We start from the raw sequence: 23431 nt of genomic DNA on the forward strand, positions 1-23431 counted from the left end.
ACGGCTCCGATGAGCGACGCAGCCCGGTCGACCCCGCCGTCACTGGCGGGGTTCACCGTCGCCATCACCGCCGCGCGGCGCGCCGAGGAGTTCGGCGCGCTGTTGACCAGACGAGGCGCGCGAGTGAGTGCGGCGCCGGCGATCGAGATGATCCCCCTGTCCGACGACCCGGCGCTGCGCGCCGGGACCGAGGCAGTGATCGCGTCGCCGCCGGATCTGCTGATCCCGACCACCGGCATCGGATTCCGCGGCTGGATCGAGGCGGCGGACGAGTGGGGGCTGGCCGACGATCTGATGGCTGCTTTCGCCGGCGCGCGGATCATCTCCCGGGGTCCCAAGGTGACCGGAGCGCTGCGAGCCGCCGGGCTGCGCGAGGAGTGGTCGCCCGAGTCGGAGTCCTCGGCTGAGGTGCTGGCTCACCTGCGGCCCGAGGACGTCGAGGGCCGGCGCGTGGCGGTTCAGCTGCACGGCGCGATCGACGACTGGGATCCGAATCGGGATTTCGTCGACGGACTGGCCGCGATGGGTGCGGAGGTCGTGTCGGTACCGGTCTACAGCTGGCAGAGGCCGGCCGACCTCGATGCGTTCGACGCACTCATCGCCGACGTCGCGGCATGCCGGATCGATGCCGTCACGTTCACGTCCGGTCCGGCGGCGGTGTCCATGATGACCCGCGCACGCGAGCTCGGCGAACAGGATCGGTTGCTGACCGCGTTGCAGGGCCCGGTGGCGGTGTACTGCGTCGGGCCGGTGACCGCGGCACCGCTGGAGATCGCGGGTGTCACGACGTCGTGGCCGGAGCGGATGCGGTTGGGTGCCTTGGCGCGGCTCGTGGCCGAGGACCTGCCCGAGCGCGACCCGGAACTGCTCGTCGCCGGACATCGGCTCGGGTTGCGCGCCGCCGCAGCAGTGGTCGACGGTGAAGTCTGCGAGGTGTCCGGTTCGAGCCTGCGACTGCTGAAGGCGCTCGCCGAACCCCGCAGCTCCGGCCAGGTCGGCGCCGTGGTCTCCCGCGCGGAGTTGCTCTCGGTGATCGGCTCGGACGATGAGCACGCGGTGGAGGTCGCCATCGGCAGGCTACGGGCGTCGCTGGTTCATCGGGAGATGATCGCGACCGTCGTCAAACGGGGATACCGGCTCGCCGTCGACGATCGCTGATCCGGGTCTCCGGCTGCGGCTGGGCCGCGGCGATCCGGGCGCACGCCAGGTCGATCACGGGCTCGGCCAGCCCGAGCGGACGCGCGACGACATCCGCGCCGCTGTCATCGAGTCTGCGCTGGAAGAGGCCGTCCGCGAGAAGGTACGACGCCACCGCGATCCGGCGGTGCGGTGCGTTCTCGCGCATCAGGCGCACCGTCTCGGGGACTGAGCGGTACGGGCCGTCCGGCGACGCTGACGCGAACGCGATCCGCACCGGTGCGCCGAGCCGAGCGGCGAGCAGGCGCGCCGCGTCCTCGACATCCCGATGCGCCGCCGGATCCGAGGACCCGGCCGCGGCCAGGACGACGGCCTCGTTGCGCGTCGTCCCGGCCTCGGCCAGGCGGATCATGAGGGCCAGCGCGAGCATGCGCGACGGACCCAGGGCAGCGGCGATGCGGACCGGACGGTCCACTCTCGCGACGTGGCGTGCGACGTCGACCCGGACATGGTGCCCGCGAGCGAGGAAGGCGGGCAGCACGGTGACCGGACCGTCGGGGAGTTCGGCGAGCACCTCGCTCGGCGACGGCCCGACGACGTCGACGAAACTCACCGACACCGATTCCGAGCGTCGCCGGCCGATGGCGTCGGCGAGTCGGTACGCCGACTCCACCCCGCGCGAATCGCGTGTGCCGTGAGCGACGAGCAGGACCGTCATCCGGCCACCCGATCGGAGGCCCGCGCGGTGCCGAACCCCTCGGGTCGGAAGCCGAACCGGATCGCGGGGGAGTTCGCGACGAAGACGGTTCCGTCGAGCGCGATCCGGGTGCCGTACACGGGGATTCGGACCCCCGCCGCGTCGAGGCACCGGCCGTCGATGAGGCTGAACGCCTGCTTCTTCAACGGCGAGGCGACGACTGGGAATCCGTTGCGGTCGCCGACGATGCCGCGGGAGATCACCGCGGCCCGCCCGATCGGGTCGATGTTGCCGACTGCGCGCAGGGTGTCGTCGGCCAGGCGGAACAGGGCGACCTGGGCACCGTCCGGGAGGAGGACGGCGACGCCGCGGAGGGGCTCGAGCCGGTCGAGGTGACACGCGGCGGTCCAGTCGCGGGTCCAGCGGTGCAGGTCGAAGTCGATGGTCATCACGTGCCTTTCGGATCGGGTGAGGCGGATCGGGTGCGGCGGGTCAATCGCGGGGGAGCGCGGGTGAGCCGAGGAGGACCGGCACTCGCCGGCCGTGGCTCTCACCGAACGCGACGGTCGGGTCCGGGACGTCCGGGGCGTTGACGAACGAGACGAAGCGGCGCAGCTTGTCGGGATCGTCGAGCACACCCTTCCATTCGCATTGGTACGACTCGACGTGTCGCTCCATGTCGGCCTCGAAGTCGGCGGCCAGTCCGAGACAGTCGTCGATCACCACGGACTTGAGCCGGTCGATGCCGCCGTCGAGCCCGTCGAGCCACGCGGCGGTGCGTTCGAGGCGTTGCGCGGTCCGGATGTAGTACATGAGGAAGCGGTCGATGTAGGCGACCAGCGTCGCGTCGTCGAGGTCGCCCGCGAGCAATTGCGCGTGTCGCGGGGTCATGCCGCCGTTGCCGCCGACGTACAGATTCCAGCCCTTCTCCGTGGCGATCACGCCGACGTCTTTGCCCCGCGCCTCGGCGCATTCGCGTGCGCATCCGGACACGCCCATCTTGATCTTGTGCGGCGACCGCAGCCCTCGGTAACGGAGCTCCAGGTCGATCGCCATGCGGACGGAGTCCTGCTGGCCGTAGCGGCACCAGTCGGAACCGACACAGCTCTTCACCGTGCGCAACGACTTGCCGTACGCGTGCCCGGACTCCATGCCCGCGTCCACCAGCCGGCGCCAGATCAGCGGCAGTTGATCGACGGTGGCACCGAACATGTCGATTCGCTGACCACCGGTGATCTTGGTGTAGAGGCCGAAGTCGCGCGCGACCTCGCCGATCAGGATCAGGTGCTCCGGGGTGATGTCGCCGCCGGGCACTCGCGGGACCACCGAGTACGTGCCGTTGCGCTGAATGTTCGCCAGGAAGTGGTCGTTCGAGTCCTGCAGCGACGCCTGCTCACCGTCCAGAATGTGTCCGGACCCGATCGACGCGAGAATCGAGGCGACGGTCGGCTTGCAGATGTCGCAGCCGGTTCCCGCTCCGAACCGTTCGACGATCCCGGAGAAGGTACGGACGTCGCAGGCCCGGATGATCTCGAACAACTCGGCACGCGACTGCGCGAAGTGTTCGCACAGCGCAGTCGACTGCTCGACTCCCTCCTCGGCCAGGATCTGCGACAGCAGCGGCACGCACGAACCGCACGACGTGCCCGCACCGGTACAGCTCTTGAGCGCTGAGACGTCGCACGCTCCGTCGGCGATCGCGGCGCACAGCGCGCCCTTCGAGACGTCGTTGCACGAGCAGATCTGCGCGTCGTCGCCGAGCGCACCGACTCCCAGGGCGGGGGCGTCGCCGGCCGGGCTGATCAGGCTCACGGGGTCGCCCGGCAGGCTGGAGCCGACGAGCGGCCGCAGCAGACCGTACGCACTCGCATCGCCGACCAGGACCCCGCCGAGAAGCGTCGACGCGTCGTCGGACAGGACCAACTTGGCGTACACGCCGCCGATCGGATCGGAGACCACGACGTCGAGTGCTCCGGGCGTGGTGCTGAGGGCGTCGCCGAAGCTGGCGACGTCGACGCCGAGCAGTTTGAGCTTGGTCGACATGTCGGCGCCGGGGAAGGCCGCACCGCCGCCGAGCAGGCGGTCGGCCACGACCTCGGCGGTCGCGTAGCCGGGGGCGACGAGCCCGTAGCAGCGTCCGTCGATCGCGGCGACCTCGCCGATCGCGTAGATCGCCGGATCGCTGGTCAGACAGTGGGCGTCGGTCAGCACGCCGCCGCGTTCCGCGGTCGCCAGCCCGCAGTCCCGGGCGAGTTCGTCGCGCGGGCGGACACCGGCCGCGAAGACCAGGAGAGCCGCGTCGACCACGGTGCCGTCGGCCAGGGTCACCCTGAGTCCGGTGTCGGCGGGTTCGATCGACGTGGTCCCCGACGACAGGGAGATGTCGATGCCGAGCTCGCCGATCATGCGCGCGAGGTGCTCGCCTCCTCCGGTGTCCACCTGCTGCGGCATCAGCCGCGGATTGACCTCGACGACGTGCGGAGCCAGCCCCATGAGCCGCAGTGCGTTGGCCGCTTCGAGGCCGAGCAGCCCGCCGCCGACCACCATGCCCACCGGTCTCGCGCCGGATGCGGCGGCGATCGCGCGGTCGGCGTCGGCGCGGATCGCGTCGAGGTCGTCCAGAGTGCGGTACACGTGGCAGCCGGGGGTGTCGTGCCCGGGCACCGGTGGGACGAACGCCCGGGATCCGGTCGCGAGGACCAGTGCGTCGTAGCCGATCTCGCGGCCGGCGGCGGTTCGGACCAGGCGGTGTTCCCGATCGATCGTGACCACCGGTTCGCCGATCCGAAGCTGTACGTCGGGGTCGTCCGGATAGCTGCTGCCGGGCAGTGCGAGCGCGGACCGGTCCCACGCACCGACGTAGCTCGACAGACCGACGCGGTCGTAGGCTGGATCGGCCTCCTCGCCGAGGACCACCACCTGCCATTCGCGGTCGGTGTCGCGGGCGCGCAGGGCCTCGACGAACCGGTGTCCCACCATGCCGTGTCCGATGACGACCGCGGTCTTGCTGCTGCTCATACGCTGGGTCCTTCCATTCGTCCTCCGATGGCCCTCAGCCTGACGCGGCGATGTTGCGAGGCCGCTCGCCTCGGGTTGCCGTCAGATGACGAGTCCCGCACCGGGTTTCGGTGAGGTTTCGCGCACCCTGGCCGCTGGGCCGAGTGTCTCCCGTTGGTTGAGCGGGCGTCTCCGTTGACCGAGCCTCTCCCGCTGAGCGAGCGTCTCCCGTTGGTTGAGCGAGCGCAGCGAGTCGAAACCCGGTGCGTTGTGCTGGAAGTCGTTGGGGTTCCAGCCTGGGCTGCGGTGGTTTCGACTCGCTGCGCTCGCTCAACCGGCGGGAGGTGCGCTCGCTCAACCGGCGGGGTGGGCGGTTCCGTTGTGCGGGGTTGTTTGTGGTGGCTTTTCTGTTGGTTGAGCGAGCGCAGCGAGTCGAAACCCGGTGCGTTGTGCTGGAAGTCGTTTGGAGTCCCAGCCCGGGTGGCGGTGGTTTCGACTCGCTCCGCTCGCTCAACCGGCGGGAGATGGGCTCGCTCAACCGGCGGGCAGCGGGGTGCGCTCGCTCAACCGGCGGGAGGTGCGCTCGGTCGACCGCGGGTCAGTACACGTCGCGGACGTAACGGCCGTCCGCGGCGAGTGCGCGAAGGTAGCTGTCGGCGCCGGACGGGGCGAGGCGGCCGTGTTCGGCGACGACCGACCGCAGGGCCGCGTCGACGTCGCGCGCCATGTGCTTCGCGTCGCCGCAGACGTACACGTGCGCACCGCGGCGTAGCCAGTCCCAGATGTCCGCGGCGCGTTCTGCCATCAGGTGCTGGACGTAGACCTTGTCCGGCTGGTCGCGGGAGAAGGCGACGTCGAGCCGAGTCAGCAACCCGGTGCGCTGGAACTCCGCGAGCTCGTCGGAGTAGTAGAAGCCGCTCTCGCGGTGACGCTCCCCGAAGAAGACCCAGTTGTCGCCCGTCGCGCCGGTGGCCGATCGCTCGTGCAGGAACCCGCGAAACGGTGCGATTCCGGTGCCCGGTCCGATCATGATCGCCGGTGCCGCGGGGTCGGCCGGCGGACCGAAGTTCTTGTTGGACTGGATGAAGACGCTCGCCATGCCGTCGTCACCGCCCTCGGCGAGGAAGCCGGAGCACACGCCGTGACGTTGGGCGCCGGACTCGCCGAACCGCACGATCGACACCGTCGCCTCCACCCGGTCGGGGTGCGCGGCCGGACTGGACGAGATCGAGTAGAGCCGCGGTTGCAGACGTCGGCACACCCCCAGCCACTCGGCCGCGGACGCGCGGACCGGATGGGTCGTCAGCAGGTCGACCGACTGCCTTCCCCACGCCCAGTCGGTGAACGCAGTCGGGTCGTCGAGCAGGTCGGCGAGCTCGGCATCCTCACTGCGGGCGGCGACGAAGGCGACGAGATCCCGGGTGCAGCGGGCGATCTCGTAGCTCTCCGTGAGTGCGGCGCGCAGTTCGACCTCCACGCCGTCGACGGTGACCAGCTGATCGCCGGTGAGTTCGGTGAGTGCCAACCACTCATCGACCAGCGCGGCACTGTTGCGCGGCCACACCCCGAGCGCGTCGCCCGCGGAGTACTCGAGAGTGCCGGCCGGCAGCTCGAATGCGATGCGGCGCACGGTCTTGTCCGCGGCGGGGTCGGTGAGCAGCGAGTTCTCGAGCACGCGTGCCGGAAACGGATTCTTCCGGGAGTACGCGACGCTCCCCTCGGTTTCGGGCGTCGTGTCGTCGGAGCCTCCCCGGTTCGCGACGGCGGCGACGACGGCACTCGACCACGTCATGGCAGTCGACGCGTAGTCCGGTTCGCAGAAGGCCGGTGCGCAGATCCGATGGGCGCCCAGCGTCTGCAGACGGGCGTCCAGCTTGCGCGCGAACCCGCAGAAGTCGGCGTACGACGAATCGCCGAAACCGAGCACGGCGTAGCGCAGCCCGTGAACATCCTGCGCGCTGGCGCCGGCGAGGGCATCCCACAGGGCGACGGCGCTGTCCGGAGCGTCACCGTCGCCGGTAGTTGACACGACGAAGAGCACGTCGCCGACGAGGTCGCCGACACCGACCCGGTCCGCCGGGGCGGTGGTCACCTCGAAGCCCGCGATGTCCATGGCGGCCGCGCACTCGAGCGCGTACTCCTCGACCGTGCCGGTCTGCGACGCCCAGACAAGGCGCATCGGCGGACGGGCCGGCCCGGTGGCCGGCGGGAGCGACCCGGGCGGGGCCAACGGGATCCGCGCGAAATAGCCCGCGAGCACGCCGTCTACCCACGTGCGAGTGGCCGGAGCCAGCGGAGCGTGGTCCGGGACGGTCGGGACCGAGCCGTCCGGCGGGTTCGCGGCAAGACCGCGCAGCAGCCCGGCGAGATAGCCTCGCTCGGTCTCCGAGAGCGCGGGTCCGTCGTCGCCGACGCCGAGCGCGTCGGCGAGGGCGGGGGGTCCAGCCGGGGGAGCGATGGTCGTCATGGGCGGCTCCTGTGGGTCGGGGACGGGGCTCGATACGCGGGTGAGCGCGACCGCGCACACCTTGAACTCCGGCTGCAGCGAATCGGCGTCGACGGCGTCGCTGGTCACTGCGTTGATGGCGACCAGTTCCGCGAACGAATCGCCCCAGTGCATCGGAACGAAACAGACGCCGTCGACGATCGACTCGTCGACGCGCGCCCGGACACGCGCCAGACCGCGCCGGGAGCGGATCTCGACCAGGTCACCGTGGCCGATCCCGAACCGTCGGGCGTCCACGGGATTCAGTTGTACGAAGGGTTCCGGATCGAGTCGGCAGAGCTTCGGCACGCGCCCGGTCTTGGTCATCGTGTGCCACTGGTGGGCCACGCGCCCCGTGGTCAGGACCATCGGATAGTCGTCGTCGGGGAGTTCCGCGGGCGGCAGGTGGGGGCGGGCCAGGAATCGCCCACGACCGTCCGCAGTCGGGAACCGGGGCGCGTCGTCGTCGGCGAGATAGCGGATCGGATTGCGGGCCGGGCCGTCGGGTGCGGCGGGCCACTGGACCGGGCCGGTTCGCAGACGGTCGTAGTCGACGCCGCGGAGGTCCCAGCCGGTGTGCGGATTGTGGAAGCCGGTGATCTCGTCGAAGACGGCCGCCGCGTCGGAGTGCGCGAATCCTTCGGTGAAGCCCATCGCCCGGGCGATCTGCGAGATCAGCTGCCAGTCCGGACGCGCCTGGCCGGGGGGCGGCACCGCGGGCACCGTGAGGCTCACGCTGCGCTCGGAGTTCACCATGGTCCCCTCGGCCTCGGACCAGAGTGCGGCCGGCAGCACGATGTCGGCGTACTGGGCGGTCTCCGCTCCGCTGAACGCCTCCTGCACGACCACCAGTTCGGCGCGTTGCAGTGCGGCGATCACCGTCGCTCGGTTGGCGACCGAGGCGACGGGGTTGGTGCAGATGATCCACGCCGCGCGGATCCGGCCGTCCGCCATCCGCTCGAACATGTCGATGGTGCCTCCGCCGGGGTCGGCGCTGATGGTGCCGGGTGCCAGCCCCCAGCGGGACTCGACGTCGCTGCGATGCGCCGGGTCGAGTGCGGTCCGCTGTCCCGGGAGGCCGGGCCCCATGTAGCCCATCTCCCGGCCACCCATGGCATTCGGCTGTCCGGTCAACGAGAACGGACCGGAACCGGTGCGGCAGATGGTGCCGGTCGCCAGATGCAGATTGCAGACCGCGTTCGTGTGCCAGGTGCCGTGGGTCGACTGGTTGAGCCCCATGGTCCACAGCGTCATCCAGTTCTCGGCACCGATGAGGATTCGTGCCGCCTCGCGGAGGTCGGCTTCGTCGACGCCGGTCGTGGCCGAGACCTGATCGGGCGGATAGTCATCGAGCAGATCGGCCAGCTGATCCCATCCTCGCGTCCGTGTCTCGACGAAGTCTCGATCGAGGCCACCGCCGTCGACGATCAGCCGCAGCAGTCCGTTGAGCAGGGCGAGGTCCGTTCCCGGACGAACGGAGAGGTGGAGATGCGCCTTCTTGGCCGTGGCGGTGCGGCGCGGGTCCACCACGATCAGCTTCGCCCCGGCGGCGACGCGGTCCAAGAGCCGGAGGAAGAGGATCGGGTGGCAGTCGGCCATGTTGGAGCCGATCACCAGGAAGGCATCGGCGTGGTCGATGTCGTCGTAGCTTCCGGGCGGACCGTCGGCGCCGAGCGACTGCTTGTACCCGGTACCCGCGCTCGCCATGCACAGCCGGGAGTTCGACTCGATCTGGTTGGTCCCGAGGAAGCCTTTGACCAGCTTGTTCGCCAGGTACTGGGCTTCAAGGGACATCTGGCCGGAGACGTAGACGGCAATCGAATCGGGCCCGTGCCGATCACGGATGTCGGTGAGTCTTCGCGCGGTCTCGGCGATCGCGTCGTCGACGTCCGTGGGCTGCTGCTCCGAGGTGCGGTGATCGCGGACCAGCGCCGTCGTCAGTCGTCCCGGCGCCCGCAGCAGGTCCGCGGTCGTCGCGCCCTTCGTGCACAGCCGGCCGCGGTTCGCCGGGTGGCTCTTGGTGCCGCGGGACCCGGAGACGACACCGTCGGTGACCTCCAGGGTCAGTCCGCAGCCGACGCCGCAGTACCCGCACACGGTGTCGACCGTGTGCGAGGCGCCGGTCGACAGCGGCAGAAGTTCCGGGGGCATGCCAGCCACGGTCTCGCGAGTCTGTTTCGGTGTGTGCAGGGCCGCGTTACGGACAGGTCAACTTCACGACGCTATTCCCAACCGAGCGCTTGTTAGGGTAATAAGGACGTCATGCGAGATGCAGTGATTGTTGATGCCGTCCGTACGCCGATCGGCAAGCGCAACGGCGGTCTGTCAGAGATTCATCCGGGTGACCTGAGTGCGCATGTGCTGACCGCGCTGGCCGATCGCGTGGGATTCGATCCCGCGTCGGTGGACGACGTGATCTGGGGTTGCGTGAGCCAGGTCGGCGATCAGGCGGGCAGCATCGGCCGCGTCGGCGTGCTGGCGGCGGGCTGGCCCGAGTCGGTTCCCGCGACGGTCGTCGACCGCCGCTGCGGGTCGAGCCAGCAGTCGGTGCACTTCGCCGCGGCGGGCGTCATCGCCGGTCAGTACGACATCGCCATCGCCGGCGGCGTCGAATCGATGTCCCGGGTGCCGATGGGCGCCGCCCGAGGCGACGGAAAGCCCTACCCGGCATCGGTCCTCGACCGCTACGGCGTCGATGGTTTCAACCAGGGACTCGGCGCCGAGATGATGGCCAAGCGCTGGGGCTTCAGTCGTCAGCAGCTCGACGAGTACTCGGCCCGCTCGCATGAGCGCACCGCCGCCGCGCAGGACGCCGGCGCCTTCGAGGGGCAGATCGCGCCGATCGCCGGCGGACTCGCGGCCGACGAGGGTCTCCGTCGCGGCACCACGGTAGAGAAGCTCGGCGGACTCAAGACGCCGTTCGACGCCGACGGCGTCATCACCGCGGGCAATGCCTCGCAGATCTCCGACGGTGCGGGTGCCCTGCTGGTGACCACGAGCGAGATCGCCGCGGCCAACGGGTGGACGCCGATCGCCCGTGTGCACACCGCCACTCTGGCGGGCGACGATCCGGTGATCATGCTGACCGGCCCGATCGCCGCGACCAAGAAGGCGCTCGAGCGCTCCGGGCTGAAGGCGTCGGACATCGGTGCCTACGAGGTGAACGAGGCGTTCGCACCCGTCCCGATGGCCTGGCAGGCGGAGATCGGCGCCTCGGACGAGGTGCTGAATCCGGTCGGCGGCGCCATCTCCGTGGGCCATCCGCTCGGCGGTTCGGGCGCGATCCTGATGACTCGTCTGGTTCACCACATGCGCGACAACGGCATCCAGTACGGTCTGCAGACCATGTGCGAGGCGGGCGGCATGGCGAACGCGACCATCCTGGAACTCCTGTGACCGACGACGTGCTGCTGGTGGAGCGTGACGGCGACGTCGTCACGTGGACCATCAACCGGCCGGAGACCCGCAACGCCATCTCCGAGGACGATGCGATCGACGCCTTCGTCGACGCCGTCGCCGCGGTGAACCGAGACCAGTCCGTTCGGGCCGTCATCCTCACCGGTGCGGGCTCGGCGTTCTCGGCGGGCGGCAACGTCAAGGACATGGCGGCCGCGGTCGGCCTGTTCGGCGGGGCTCCGCACCAGCAGCGCGTCGGCTATCGCGAGGGCATCCAGCGGATTCCGCGGGCGATGTACACCCTCGAGGTCCCGGTGATCGCCGCCGTCAACGGTCCGGCGGTCGGCGCGGGCTGCGATCTGTCCCTGATGTGCGACCTCCGGATCGCGTCGACCACCGCGTTCTTCGCCGAGAGCTTCGTCAAGCTCGGCCTGATCCCGGGCGACGGCGGCGCGTGGCTGCTGCCTCGGGTGGTCGGGCCGGCGCGCGCCGCGGAGATGGCGCTCACCGGGGATCGGGTGGACGCCCAGACGGCGCTCGACTGGGGCATCGTGTCGCGGGTCGTCGAGCCCGCCGACCTGCTGCCCGCCGCCCGTGAATTGGCCGCGCGGATCGCCGTCAATCCGCCCGCCGCGGTGCGGATGACGAAGAAGCTGCTGCGGGAGTCGTCGCAGCAGAATCTCGATCAGCTCCTGGAACTGTCCGCGACGATGCAGGCGGTGGCGCACCACACCGAGGACCATCGGGAGGCCGTCGCCGCTTTCCTGGAGAAGCGGCCCGGACGGTTCACCGGAGCGTAGTCGCTGTGCGGGTGGTCGTCGTGGGTGCGGGCATCGCCGGGCTGACCGCCGCGGCGGCCCTGGCACGCGACGGCCACGACGTGGTCGTGCTCGAGTCTCGACGGCAGGCGAGCGGAGGCGCGGGCATCAGCCTCTGGCCGAACGCCCTGGCCGCGTTGGATCGGATCGGCCTCGGCGACGCCGTCCGCTCGCGATCGGCACGCGTGGGCGGCGGAGCGTTGAGGTGGCGTGACGGAACGTGGATTCGGAAGCCCCCGCCAGGTGCACTCGCCGCGTCGATCGGTGAAGAACTCGCCGTCATTCTGCGGGGAACGCTGAGCGAGGTGCTCACGAGTGCGTCGCCCATCGACTCCGTGCGTCACGGTGTCGCTGTGCGGTCCGTCCGGACCGTCCGCTCCGAGGCGGTCGTGACGATGGCAGACGGTGGCGAGATGCGGGCCGATCTGGTCGTCGGCGCCGATGGAACGCACTCCCGCGTCGCCCGCGGCTTCAACGGACGTCTGTCGAGCACGTACACCGGATACACGGCCTGGCGGGGCCTCGCCGACACCTCGATCGACCCGGAACTCGCCGGGGAGGTGATCGGTCCGCGGTCGCAGTTCGGCGTGGTGCCGCTCGCCGACGGACGGACGTATTGGTTCGCGACGATTCAAGCGCCCGAAGGGGTCGTGTTCGATGACGAGCTCGTCGAGGTCGCGCGGGTCGGCATCGGCTGGCCCGACCCGGTCGCCGAGGTGATCGCGGCGACGCCGGAGTCGGCGCTGATGCGAAACGACTTGCACGACCGCCCGACCGCCCGCCGGTGGCACGACGGACGAACGGTCATCGTCGGCGACGCCGCACACCCGATGCGTCCGCATCTGGGACAGGGTGGGTGTCAGGCGATCGAGGACGCGGTGGTGCTCGCCGCCGTCTTGCGCAGAGACCCGGACGTGGCTTCGGCACTGTCGGAGTACGTGCGGATCCGCCGTCGGCGTGTCCGCGGAATCGTGGCGGAGTCGCGGACCATCGGCACAGTCGTGAACGCCCGGCCTGCGATGTTGTGGGGCCGTGCGATCAGGGCCGGCAGGCTGATTCCCGAGTCGATCCTGTTGCGGCACCTCGGCCACGTCGCCGGGCGCGAGGCCTTCGCCCGTCAGCTTCGATGACGCGCGGTCTCAGCTGATGTCGATGTCGCCGACGAACATGTTCGGTGTCGGACCGGGCATGCAGCCGTGGAAGGCGGTCGTCGCCATCGGGCCGTCGACTCCGACGTGGCTCATCTTGCCCTTGCGGACGCTGATCTTGACCGCGTACGCCCCGCTGAGCTGGGCCGGGACCAGGTTGGGGGACGTCTCGGTGATCGGGTACACCAGTGCGGCGCTGTCGCCGTGGGTCCAGATACAGGTCACCGGACCCTTCACCTGGATCGGGGTCTTGTGCATCCCGTCCATGACGGTCGCCACGTAGGTGCCCGCGGTCTTGCCATGCATGTCGCGGGTCCCCTGCGCTTCGATGTTCAGAACGTGGACGCCGGGCGCGATCGCGAGGTCGCCGTCGATCACGAGCTTCGCGGGCTCGGTCGTGGGTGGGGGAGCAGCATCCGCGATTCCCGGCCCGGCGATCGCGCCGAGCATCGAGAGGGCGCCGATTCCGGCGACGGTCGTCGTGCGAGCGATTCGAGTGTTCATGTCACAGCTCCTCTTCGTGCATGCGATTGACGACTGAATCGACGCTACGCCGGGGGCCGGGACATGAGAACCGTGGAAACGAGGACCGTCGACACGGCGGGAGACTCAAAACGCGACGCCTCGCCCGGTGTGGTCCGAAGGTGCACCGCAGCTCGCCGGCGGGGTCTCGATAACGCCTCGGCGGACCTCTGCACCATCGTGTCGGGTGCAGCCCCTCGAGGCTGTAAGGACGGTCCCGTATTTCCGCAGGCCAGGCACGAAAGAAGTGAGTGATGAGGTCAAGGCTGTCGTTCGGTGTCTCCTGGTGGCACCAAACGACAGCCTTAGTCCGCCAACGTGCGGGGTCTCGATAACGCCGCGGCGCCTGCGCGCCGGGGCTACTCGATCAGTCTGGGGCGGCACGCGAGGCTGGGGCGGACCTTCGCACGAACTCGTCCGGTGCAGTCCCTCGAGGATCGATGCTGGGACTTCGCGTGGTCTGGCCGGCACGGCGCATTTCGAATAATTGTTCGACGCAACCCGCGGTGGCGTGCGCCGCAGCCGCCGAGGCTGAGACCGCGGCGCTCGACAGCTGGGGCGAACCGCCCTTCTGAGCAGGGCCCGGAATCATCGTCGCCCGCCGCTGAGATTCTGGCCACGTCCGTCTCGTCGGAACAACACTCCGCATCGTCGTGCAGCGGTAGGAAGACCGCTGCGACGAACCGGCGTCTTCACTGGTCAGAGCGCCCCCAGCAGGACTCGAACCTGCGACCTAGAGATTAGAAGGCTCTTGCTCTATCCATCTGAGCTATGGAGGCTTGCCGACCCTCGACAGGTGTCGGCGAAGGCCTACTATATCCCGTCCTACAGTGGAGACCATGACAGCGACGTCCACCACGACCGTGGAGCAGCCAGCGCGCGACCGGCTGAACGATCCCTCGGGGGTGCGGTCGGTACTGATCGCGCTGCTGGTCGTGGTCGGATCGATCGCCGCGGTGGTCGTGACCGCGGCGTCCGCGGCGACGGCGCTTCGCCTGACCGGTGTACCGGACCCCGGGTGGCTCACCACCTACGGACTGCCGGTGATGACCGTCATCGGCCAGATCAGCGCGGCAATCGGATTCGGCTGCGTCGTGCTCGCGGCGTTCTTCGTGCCGGCTCAAGAGGACGGCACCCTGGACGCCGGCGGATTCCGCGCGATGCGCTGGGCCGCGACGTCGATGATCATCTGGGTGATCTGTGCGCTGGCGATGATCCCGCTGTCGATCTCGAACGTCAGCGGAGCGCCGCTGTCGGAGACGCTGGTTCCGAAGAATCTGATCACCGCCTACGGTGTGGTCGCCGACGGCCGCTACTGGCTGTGGACGGCGATCTTCGCCGCCCTCGCCGCGGTCGTGGCTCGGGTGACGATGCGCTGGGGCTGGACGTTCCTGGCGATGGCGCTGGTGTTCCTGTCGCTCATGCCGTCGGCGCTCCTCGGACACTCATCGTCGGGCGGCGCGCACGATCTGGCGACCAACAGCCTGATCCTGCACATCGTGACCGCGGCACTGTGGATGGGTGGCCTCCTCGCGGTCCTGGCATACGCGTTCGGCGACGGACGCTGGCGCACGCTCGCGGTGTCGCGGTACTCCCGCGTCGCGTTCTGGTGCCTGTTCATCGTCGGGATCAGCGGTGTCATCAACGCGCTGGTCCGGATGTCGCTCGGTGACCTGTTCACCACCACCTACGGGCTGGTGGCCGTCGCCAAATTCGTGGCGGTCGTGATCGCCGGCCTGATCGGCGGTCTCCACCGGAAGTACACGATCCGCGAGCTCGAGGAGACCGACGACCCTCGACGGTCGTTGTTCGTCCGATTCGCCGCCGTCGAGCTGGTGGTCTTCGCGGTCGCGTTCGGCTTCGGCGCCGGACTCTCACGCACTCCGCCGCCGGTGCTCGGCACCGCGAACGTCTCGCCGATGGAACTCAAGATCGGTTACAACCTCGACGGTCCGCCGACGTTGTCGAAGCTGCTCTTCGACTGGCGCTTCGATCTGATCTTCGGCACCTTCGCGATCGTCGCAGCCATCGTCTACCTGCGCGGCGTCTACCGCCTGCACAAGCGAGGCGACAGGTGGCCGGTGGGCCGGACGGTCTCCTGGCTGCTCGGCTGCGCCGCGCTGCTGATCGCGACGTCGTCCGGATTCGGTCGATACGCGCCGGCCATGTTCAGCATCCACATGATGAGCCACATGATGCTGTCGATGCTGATCCCGGTCCTGCTCGTCCTCGGCGGCCCGGTAACGCTGGCGCTGCGAGCCATCCCGCCGGCCGGGCGCGGCAACCCGCCCGGTCCGCGCGAGTGGATCCTGACCGCGATCCACAGCCCCTACTCACGCTTCATCACGAACCCGTTCATCGTGGTCACGTTGTTCGTCGGCAGCTTCTACGTGCTTTACCTGGGCGGACTGTTCGACGCGGTGGTCGAGAATCACTCGGCGCACCTGCTGATGAACCTGCACTTCCTCGTCAGCGGCTACCTGTTCTACTGGCTGGTCATCGGCATCGATCCGGCGCCGCGGCAGATCAGCCCGATGGCGAAGCTCGGCGTGGTCTGGGGCTCACTGCCGTTCCACGCGTTCTTCGGCGTGGCGCTGATGATGACGGGCACGGTGATCGCCGAGGCGTACTACCGGTCGCTGCAGCACCCGTGGAGCTTCGACATGGCCGCGGACCAGCGGATGGGCGGCGGCATCGCGTGGGCGACCGGTGAGTTCCCGCTCGTGCTCGTCATGCTGGCACTGCTGGTCCAGTGGCGGCGGCAGGACGACCGTGCGGCCCGCCGATTCGACCGCAAGGAGGAGCGGGACGACGACGCGGAGCTGGAGAGTTACAACCAGATGTTGCGCGAGATGAACTCGCCGGTGCCGGCAGCGCACGGAGACGACGCGGTCGAGCCGAAGGGCTGAGCGCGGCCGCCGGCCGACCGGTTACGCCGCGACGAGCTGGAACTGTGCGGGCTGGAAATGCCGCTGGTGCTCGATCCAGCTCCGGAAGTACTGCACGCCGGAGTGGTAGTCGAGGTGCCCGGCGGCCCAGGTGCGCGCCGCGTGAGCGACGTCGGCGGTGATGACGCCCGCCTTGTGGAGGAGACGGCGCATGAACGAGGTCACCCGGTGCGCCCACTCGAATTCGGTCGACAGCACACCGAGGCCGAGGAAGAATGTCACCCAGCCGGGTCCGGGGATCGGCAGCGGGATCATGACCATGCCTGCGAGGACCAGGACGGTGCCGACGACGCCGACGCCGAAGCGATAGAAGCGGTTGAGGAGTGGCTGCTGACGGATCGCGTATCGCTGCTTCCGGTGCCAGGTCTTCAGCCGCAGTCGCATGTCGGGCAGGTCCCCTCGTCGTCGTTGTCGAGCTCGTCGTGGCCGCTTTCGCGGTCAGACGGTTACCCCCAGGTAACGATCGCCTGTGCTCGACGGTTCCCAGTGTGACACACGGCACTGGGAAACGGGAATACGCGGGCGGAGTGTCACAGATTCGACCGACACGCTGTGAAACCCGTGGTCGCGGTGGGTGCGACGTCCGATCCGGCGTGCGGCGCTCCGGTCATCGGGCGACCGATAGACTGGACGCCGAACCACTGCGATGCAGCCGCCCGAGGGGCGTGCGAGTCTGCAGATCACATCATTGAGTCCCACATCATCACGTTGCAGCGCAGGCTGCAGGCAGGAGTTGCAAACCGGTGGCCGAATTCATCTACACCATGAAGAAGGTGCGCAAGGCGCACGGCGACAAGGTGATCCTCGACGACGTCACGATGAGCTTCTACCCGGGAGCCAAGATCGGCGTCGTGGGTCCGAACGGTGCGGGCAAGTCGTCGATCCTGAAGATCATGGCCGGTCTCGACCAGCCGTCGAACGGCGACGCCTTCCTCGATCCCGAGGCGACCGTCGGCATCCTGCTGCAGGAGCCGCCGCTCAACGAGGAGAAGACGGTCAAGGAGAACGTCGAGGAGGGCATGGGCGAGATCAAGGTGAAGCTCGATCGCTTCAACGAGATCGCCGAGCTGATGGCCACCGACTACTCCGACGAACTGATGGAGGAGATGGGCAAGCTCCAGGAGGACCTGGACAACGCCGACGCGTGGGATCTCGACTCGCAGCTGGAGCAGGCGATGGACGCGCTCCGCTGCCCGCCCGCCGATCTGCCCGTCGTCAACCTGTCCGGTGGTGAGCGCCGCCGCGTCGCCCTGTGCAAGCTGCTGCTCCAGAAGCCGGACCTGCTGCTGCTCGACGAGCCGACCAACCACCTGGACGCCGAGAGCGTGCTGTGGCTGGAGCAGCACCTGGCGAACTACCCCGGCGCCGTGCTCGCCGTCACCCACGACCGCTACTTCCTCGATCACGTCGCGCAGTGGATCTGTGAGGTCGACCGCGGCCAGCTGCACCCGTACGAGGGCAACTACTCCACCTACCTGGAGAAGAAGGCCGAGCGGCTCGAGGTCCAGGGCAAGAAGGACCAGAAACTGCAGAAGCGCCTCAAGGAGGAGCTCGCGTGGGTCCGGTCGGGGGCCAAGGCCCGGCAGACCAAGAACAAGGCCCGTCTGGCCCGCTACGACGAGATGGTGCTGGAAGCCGAGAAGCACCGCAAGCTCGACTTCGAGGAGATCCAGATCCCGACGCCGCCGCGCCTCGGCAACGTCGTGGTCGAAGTCAGCAACCTCGACAAGGGCTTCGACGGTCGCGTGCTGATCAAGGACCTGTCCTTCACGCTGCCGCGCAACGGCATCGTCGGCGTCATCGGCCCCAACGGTGTCGGTAAGACGACCCTGTTCAAGACCATCGTCGGGCTGGAGGATCCGGACTCGGGCGAGGTCAAGGTCGGCGACACCGTCAAGCTCAGTTACGTCGACCAGGGCCGCGCCAACATCGACCCGAAGAAGACCGTGTGGGAGGTCGTCTCCGACGGCCTCGACTACATCGAGGTCGGCCAGAACGAGATGCCGTCGCGCGCCTACCTGAGCGCCTTCGGTTTCAAGGGCTCGGATCAGCAGAAGCCGTCGGAGGTGCTCTCCGGCGGTGAGCGCAACCGCCTCAATCTGGCCCTGACCCTCAAGGAGGGCGGCAACCTGATCCTGCTCGACGAGCCGACCAACGACCTGGACGTCGAGACCCTGAGCTCGCTGGAGAACGCGCTGCAGGAGTTCCCCGGCTGCGCCGTGGTCATCTCTCACGATCGCTGGTTCCTGGACCGGACGTGTACCCACATCCTGGCGTGGGAGGGCAACGTCGCCGAGGGGCAGTGGTTCTGGTACGAGGGCAACTTCGAGGCATACGAGGCGAACAAGATCGAGCGTCTCGGCCCGGAGGCCGCGCGTCCGCACAGCGTCACGCACCGCCGCCTGACCCGCGACTGATCACCCGCGACGATCGAACGAACCGAGAGCCGGCCCGCACTGTGGGCCGGCTCTCGGCGTCCACCGTCCCCGTGGCCGGACACCCGGTCGTGGATCCGCCCGCGGCGCAGGCGGTCGCGGTAACGTACCTGCCGTACGACGCGAACAAGGTGGAACCGACCGCCGGTCGGCCCGAATTGCGTTCTGCCTTGACCGATGAGGGAGGCAGATCGAGGTGTCCGACGTATCCGTCACACAGTTCGCCGCCTACTACTTCTCCGAGATCCCGGATGAGACGTCCGTGTCCGGGGAGTCGTGGGATCGGCTGGAGCGCCACCTGCGTCTCGGTGAGACACGCGAGCCGGGAGAGATGTCTGTCGGGACCACCGAACTCACCGACGGCTCCATTCAGATCCAGATCGTCGCCGACGACATCCCGCTGCTCGTCGAGGCGGTGCTCGCGGTGCTCGACTCGCGAGGCCTCACGATCGTCGCCAACGACCATCCGGTGCTCGCGGTGCGCCGCGACGAGGAGGGGCGGCTCAGCGGGGTCGACGACGCGGCGCCGATCGACGAGGTCGACGCCGCGGAATCGTGGATCAGCGTCACCACCGACGTCGCGTCCGGGATCGACACCGACGCGCTGTGCACCCACATCGGCGCGGCCCTGGTTCGGGCGCAGGCGGTGCACGCCGACTCCGCTGCGATCGGGCGGCGTCTGGCGCGACTCGCCGAGTCGCTGAGCGCCGACGACGAGGACGCCGACATCCTCAGCTGGTTCGCCGTCCGCGACAACTTCGTTGCGGTCGGCTACCGATCTGTCGACGGCTCCGGCGACGCGACCGCGGCTGCGGACGCCGAACTCGGAGTGTGGCGCGACCCGCGAACACCCCGACCGGACTCGCTGCCCGGCGACGAGCCGATCACGGTGGACCGCGCGTTCCTCCCGACGGGTCTGCTTCGGAGTCGGTTCCCGGTCCTGCTGCGCATCCGGGTGGACGGAACCGAGCATCAGGCGGTCGGATCCATCACGTCGATCGGCAGGCACCAGTCCGTGCGGTCGATCCCCGGGATCCGAGGGAAGGTGGCCGACGTGCTCCGCGGCCTCGGCCTGAGTGAGGACTCGTACGGCGGCCGGGCCGCACTGGAACTGCTGCAGACCCATCCGCTCGCCGAGCTGATGACAACCGACAGCGCCGTTCTCACGCGCCGGATCGGTGAGCTCATCGACGCGCAGACTTCACGCAACCCCCGCTTCTACGCCAGGAACGGATCGTCGGGCGGATTCGCGAGCGTCCTCGTGTTCATGCCGCGCGAGCTGTACTCGACGTCGGTGCGCACGCGAATCGTCGGACTGCTGGAGCGTGAACTGCGCGGTGGGGGCACCGAGTTCCTGACTCAGCTGTCGCATTCGCCCCTCGCGCAGCTCGAAGTGCTGATGAGGTCGGACGCCGATGTCAGCGAGAGCATCGGAGAAGGGCTGCTGAAGCATCTCACGGACGTGGTTCGCACGTGGTCGGACCAGGTGCGCGCCGTCCGTGCCGCAGATCCGGAGGTGGTACGGCTGCTGGCGACGGTGAGCGATCGGTACCGCGATGAACGCGACCCGGCCGACGCTGCCGTCGACCTGCCGATCGCTGCCCGTTTGGCCCCTGGGGAACTGCACGTGCGGCTGGACCGCACCGACCCGGCGGCCTGGCGTTTCGTCCTCTACCTGGCGGATCGGGGGGCCGTGCTCACCGACATCCTGCCGATGCTGCAGAGCCTGGGGCTGACGGTCCTCGACGAGCATCCGCACACCGTCGACCGGCCCGACGGGATCGCGGTCGGCGTGTACGACTTCACCGTCCGCCCCGCCCCGCACGTCGCCGCGTCCGGCAGGACGATCGCTCCGGCGGACCCTGAGGCCGACGAAGACCTGGATCAGCGCGTCGCGGACGCGTTCTCGGACATGTGGCTCGGCCACACGGAGGTGGACGCGCTCGGTGAGCTGGTGTTGCGCGCGGGTCTCACATCGCGGACGGTGGCGATGATCCGCACCTACGCTCGGTATCTGAATCAGTGCGGGGCAGGCTTCGCGATGACGCACGTCGCTCGTGTGCTCGGCGACCATCGCGCGGTCACCCGAGGTCTGGTGGAGCTGTTCGCCGCGACCTTCGACCCGGACTCCGCCGGTCCGGATCGGCGCGAACGAGTGCTCGACGAGGTGCGCGAGCGCATCGCCGAGATCCTCAGCCTCGACGCCGACCGCGTGGTGTCGGCGCTCTCGGCGGCGATCGAGGCCACGTTGCGCACCAATTTCTATGCGGCGTCCGGCGACCCCGCTGCGGACATCCGGCCGACCATCGCGGTCAAGCTCGACACCGGAGCCATCCCGCAGGCTCCGCAGCCCCGGCCGAAGTACGAGATCTACGTGTACTCGCCCCGAGTCGAAGGCGTGCACCTGCGATACGGCGATGTCGCTCGCGGAGGTCTGCGATGGTCGGACCGACGCGAGGACTTCCGCACCGAAGTGCTCGGTCTGGTGAAAGCACAGGCCGTCAAGAACGCCGTCATCGTTCCGGTGGGTGCGAAGGGCGGGTTCGTGGTGCGCAGGCCGGCCGCCCCCACGGGCGACCCGGTCGCCGACCGCGAGGCGGATCGCGCCGAGGGCATCGCCTGCTACCGCGCGTTCATCGCGGCGCTGCTGCAGGTGACGGACGACCTCGACCCGGCGACCGGTGCCGTACGACCGCCCGCGCGGGTACTGCGCCGCGACGGCGACGATCCGTATCTGGTGGTCGCGGCGGACAAGGGGACCGCCGCGTTCTCCGACATCGCCAACGACGTCGCGGCGCATTACGGGTTCTGGCTCGCGGACGCGTTCGCGTCGGGCGGCTCGGTGGGCTACGACCACAAGGCGATGGGCATCACCGCGCGGGGCGCCTGGGAGTCGGTGAAGCGGCACTTCCGGGAGCTCGGCGTCGACACGCAGACCGAGGACTTCACCGCGGTCGGCATCGGCGACATGAGCGGCGACGTGTTCGGCAACGGGATGCTGCTGTCACGGCACACCAGGCTCGTCGCGGCGTTCGATCATCGGCACGTGTTCATCGATCCCGACCCGGACGCGGCGTCGTCGTACGCCGAGCGTGCGCGGCTGTTCGCGCTGCCGCGGTCGTCGTGGGACGACTACGACCGCGCACTGATCTCCGAGGGCGGCGGCGTCTGGTCTCGCGAGCAGAAGCGAATCGACATCACTCCCGCGGTCCGCGCGGCGCTGGGCCTCCCGGACACGGCGACCGCGATGTCGCCGCCCGAGCTGATCCGCGCGGTTCTCCTGGCACCGGTGGACCTGCTGTTCAACGGCGGCATCGGCACCTACGTGAAGGCATCGGACGAGCCGGACGCCGCGGTCGGGGACAAGGCCAACGACGCGATCCGGGTGGACGGGTGCCGACTGCGGGTCAAGGTCGTGGGGGAGGGCGGCAATCTCGGGGTGACGCAGCGTGGCCGCATCGAAGCCGATCTGGCGGGTGTCCGGATCAACAGCGACGCGCTCGACAACTCGGCGGGCGTCGACTGCTCCGACCACGAGGTGAACATCAAGGTGCTGCTGGGGTCTCAGATCTCGGCGGGGACGCTCGCCGCCGACGACCGCAACGATCTCCTGCTGTCGATGACCGACGACGTCGCCGAACTGGTGCTCGCGGACAACGTCGATCAGAACGCCGAACTCGGGCTGGCGCGCGGGACGGCCGACGACGACGTCGAACTGCACGCGCGGATGCTGGCGCATCTCGACTCGATCGGCGTCGACCTCGATCTCGAGGCGCTGCCGACGCCGGCCGCTCTGCGGCGCAGGCGCGCGGGCGAACGTCAGCGCGGCCTCACCAGTCCCGAACTGGCGACGCTGATGGCCCATGTGAAGCTGGACGCCAAGGGGCGGCTGCTGGAATCGGGGCTGCCGGACAACGACATGTTCGACGAGCTGGCGTCGTCGTACTTCCCGGATCCGCTTCGCGAGAAGTATCGGGCGGGCATTCGGACGCATCGGCTGCGGCGCGAGATCGTCACGACCGTGCTGGTCAATCGAATCGTCGCCGACGGCGGCATGAGTCACATCTACACGCTCGGCGAGACGTCTGGAAGCGACGTCGACGACGTCATGCGAGCGTCGGTGGTCGCGATGCGGGTATTCGGCATTGCGGCGGTGATCGGTGAGTTGCGGTCGGAGAGGGTGGCGGCGGCCACGATCGACGACGCCACACGCCGCATCCGCGGACTCCTCGCCGCCGGGTCCCGGTGGTTCCTGGCGCACCGACCGCAGCCGCTGGCCATCGCCGCAGAGACCACTCGCTACCGGCGGGTGCCGGAGCTGAGCGGACGGCTCGACGACTGGCTCGGCCGCACCGCCGCGACCGCGGTAGCCGAGCATCGCGCGGTTCTCGTCGCGGCGGGTGTCCGGCCGGCGCTGGCCCGGGCGATCGCGATCAGCCCGTACCGGTTGCAGTTGCTCGACGTGCTGGACCTCGCCGAGATCTCGGACCGCTCCCCGGACGAGGTCGGCGAGTTGCTGTTCGCCGTCGTCGAGCGGTTCGGCATCGACGCGCTGACCTCGCAGATCGCGCAGCTGGAGCACGGCGACCGGTGGACCCTGCTCGCCCGGCTGTCGCTGCGCGACGAGCTGAACGCGGTACTGCGGTCGCTGACACGCGCGATCCTGACGCTGTCCGAGCCGGATGAGCCCGCCGCGCAGAAGATCTCGGACTGGTCGCAAGCGCGGTCGGCGATGATCAGGCGCACCGAGTCGACGCTCGCCGAACTGGTCGCGGCCGATCGCTGGGACCTCGCCACCCTGTCGGTCGCCGTCCGCTCGTTGCGTAGTGTTGTCGGCTAGGAGTAGTT

The 23431-nt window shown here is 69.3% G+C and carries 13 protein-coding genes and 1 tRNA gene; 7 read left to right on the forward strand and 7 right to left on the reverse strand.

Going from position 1 to position 23431, the window contains the following annotated elements; genetic code table 11:
- The first annotated feature begins 9 nt into the window (after positions 1-9).
- Entirely contained in the window at positions 10-1158 is a 1149-nt protein-coding gene (locus tag SCNU_RS07560) for a uroporphyrinogen-III synthase (RefSeq protein WP_009678767.1), read from the forward strand.
- Here SCNU_RS07560 and SCNU_RS07565 read toward each other — a convergent pair.
- The 4 genes from SCNU_RS07565 to SCNU_RS07580 all read right to left on the reverse strand — a co-directional run bounded on the left by SCNU_RS07565 (position 1121) and on the right by SCNU_RS07580 (position 9467).
- The gene (locus tag SCNU_RS07565; protein WP_009678768.1) at positions 1121-1855 is read right to left on the reverse strand and encodes a sirohydrochlorin chelatase; all 735 of its coding nucleotides are present in this window, start codon (positions 1853-1855) and stop codon (positions 1121-1123) included. The genes SCNU_RS07560 and SCNU_RS07565 overlap by 38 nt on opposite strands.
- Positions 1852-2283 carry a nitrite reductase small subunit NirD gene (gene nirD, locus SCNU_RS07570; RefSeq protein ID WP_009678769.1) on the reverse strand — a complete coding sequence of 144 codons (432 nt, stop codon included), beginning with the start codon at positions 2281-2283 and terminating at the stop codon, positions 1852-1854. The genes SCNU_RS07565 and nirD overlap by 4 nt, the downstream gene beginning before the upstream one ends.
- A gap of 43 nt (positions 2284-2326) precedes the next feature.
- The gene (gene nirB, locus SCNU_RS07575; RefSeq protein ID WP_009678770.1) at positions 2327-4852 is read right to left on the reverse strand and encodes a nitrite reductase large subunit NirB; all 2526 of its coding nucleotides are present in this window, start codon (positions 4850-4852) and stop codon (positions 2327-2329) included.
- Positions 4853-5429: 577 nt separating this feature from the next.
- A complete protein-coding gene (locus SCNU_RS07580) occupies positions 5430-9467 on the reverse strand; it encodes a bifunctional nitrate reductase/sulfite reductase flavoprotein subunit alpha (protein WP_009678771.1) in 4038 nt (1345 codons plus the stop codon).
- 111 nt (positions 9468-9578) lie between these two features.
- On the opposite strand from SCNU_RS07580, the gene SCNU_RS07585 reads away from it, so the two are divergent.
- The 3 genes from SCNU_RS07585 to SCNU_RS07595 are packed head-to-tail and all read left to right on the forward strand — an operon-like array spanning position 9579 to position 12660.
- Entirely contained in the window at positions 9579-10712 is a 1134-nt protein-coding gene (locus SCNU_RS07585; protein ID WP_009678772.1) for a thiolase family protein, read from the forward strand.
- Complete coding sequence (locus SCNU_RS07590; RefSeq protein ID WP_009678773.1) at positions 10709-11512, forward strand: crotonase/enoyl-CoA hydratase family protein; 804 nt, start codon at positions 10709-10711, stop codon at positions 11510-11512. Before SCNU_RS07585 ends, SCNU_RS07590 begins: the two co-directional genes overlap by 4 nt.
- 5 nt (positions 11513-11517) lie before the next feature.
- Positions 11518-12660, forward strand: a complete 1143-nt coding sequence (locus tag SCNU_RS07595) for an FAD-dependent oxidoreductase (RefSeq protein WP_009678774.1) — start codon at positions 11518-11520, stop codon at positions 12658-12660.
- Between the two features lie 9 nt (positions 12661-12669).
- Here SCNU_RS07595 and SCNU_RS07600 read toward each other — a convergent pair whose 3' ends face one another.
- Both SCNU_RS07600 and SCNU_RS07605 read right to left on the reverse strand, forming a co-directional pair.
- Positions 12670-13182 (reverse strand): hypothetical protein, encoded by a 513-nt coding sequence (locus tag SCNU_RS07600; RefSeq protein ID WP_009678775.1) that lies wholly within the window; start codon positions 13180-13182, stop codon positions 12670-12672.
- 723 nt (positions 13183-13905) lie between these two features.
- Positions 13906-13979: transfer RNA gene (locus tag SCNU_RS07605), tRNA-Arg, on the reverse strand.
- A 60-nt stretch (positions 13980-14039) separates the two neighbouring features.
- Here SCNU_RS07605 and SCNU_RS07610 point away from each other — a divergent pair.
- A complete protein-coding gene (locus SCNU_RS07610; RefSeq protein ID WP_009678776.1) occupies positions 14040-16109 on the forward strand; it encodes a bifunctional copper resistance protein CopD/cytochrome c oxidase assembly protein in 2070 nt (689 codons plus the stop codon).
- 21 nt (positions 16110-16130) lie between these two features.
- On the opposite strand, the gene SCNU_RS07615 is transcribed toward SCNU_RS07610, so the two are convergent.
- Complete coding sequence (locus SCNU_RS07615) at positions 16131-16532, reverse strand: TIGR02611 family protein (RefSeq protein ID WP_009678777.1); 402 nt, start codon at positions 16530-16532, stop codon at positions 16131-16133.
- 359 nt (positions 16533-16891) lie between these two features.
- On the opposite strand from SCNU_RS07615, the gene ettA reads away from it, so the two are divergent.
- Entirely contained in the window at positions 16892-18565 is a 1674-nt protein-coding gene (gene ettA, locus SCNU_RS07620) for an energy-dependent translational throttle protein EttA (protein ID WP_009678778.1), read from the forward strand.
- A gap of 214 nt (positions 18566-18779) precedes the next feature.
- Positions 18780-23423 (forward strand): NAD-glutamate dehydrogenase, encoded by a 4644-nt coding sequence (locus tag SCNU_RS07625; protein ID WP_009678779.1) that lies wholly within the window; start codon positions 18780-18782, stop codon positions 23421-23423.
- Positions 23424-23431 lie beyond the last annotated feature (8 nt).

Source organism: Gordonia neofelifaecis NRRL B-59395 (assembly GCF_000192435.1).
Taxonomy (GTDB): domain Bacteria; phylum Actinomycetota; class Actinomycetes; order Mycobacteriales; family Mycobacteriaceae; genus Gordonia; species Gordonia neofelifaecis.

Excerpts from the sequence above, each read along its gene's own strand:
- SCNU_RS07600 (WP_009678775.1), bottom strand. The coding sequence starts at position 13,182 with ATGAACACTCGAATCGCTCGCACGACGACCGTCGCCGGAATCGGCGCC.
- SCNU_RS07615 (WP_009678777.1), bottom strand. The coding sequence starts at position 16,532 with ATGCGACTGCGGCTGAAGACCTGGCACCGGAAGCAGCGATACGCGATC.
- SCNU_RS07565 (WP_009678768.1), bottom strand. The coding sequence starts at position 1,855 with ATGACGGTCCTGCTCGTCGCTCACGGCACACGCGATTCGCGCGGGGTG.
- SCNU_RS07580 (WP_009678771.1), bottom strand. The coding sequence starts at position 9,467 with ATGCCCCCGGAACTTCTGCCGCTGTCGACCGGCGCCTCGCACACGGTC.
- SCNU_RS07585 (WP_009678772.1), top strand. The coding sequence starts at position 9,579 with ATGCGAGATGCAGTGATTGTTGATGCCGTCCGTACGCCGATCGGCAAG.
- nirB (WP_009678770.1), bottom strand. The coding sequence starts at position 4,852 with ATGAGCAGCAGCAAGACCGCGGTCGTCATCGGACACGGCATGGTGGGA.
- nirD (WP_009678769.1), bottom strand. The coding sequence starts at position 2,283 with ATGACCATCGACTTCGACCTGCACCGCTGGACCCGCGACTGGACCGCC.
- SCNU_RS07560 (WP_009678767.1), top strand. The coding sequence starts at position 10 with ATGAGCGACGCAGCCCGGTCGACCCCGCCGTCACTGGCGGGGTTCACC.
- SCNU_RS07610 (WP_009678776.1), top strand. The coding sequence starts at position 14,040 with ATGACAGCGACGTCCACCACGACCGTGGAGCAGCCAGCGCGCGACCGG.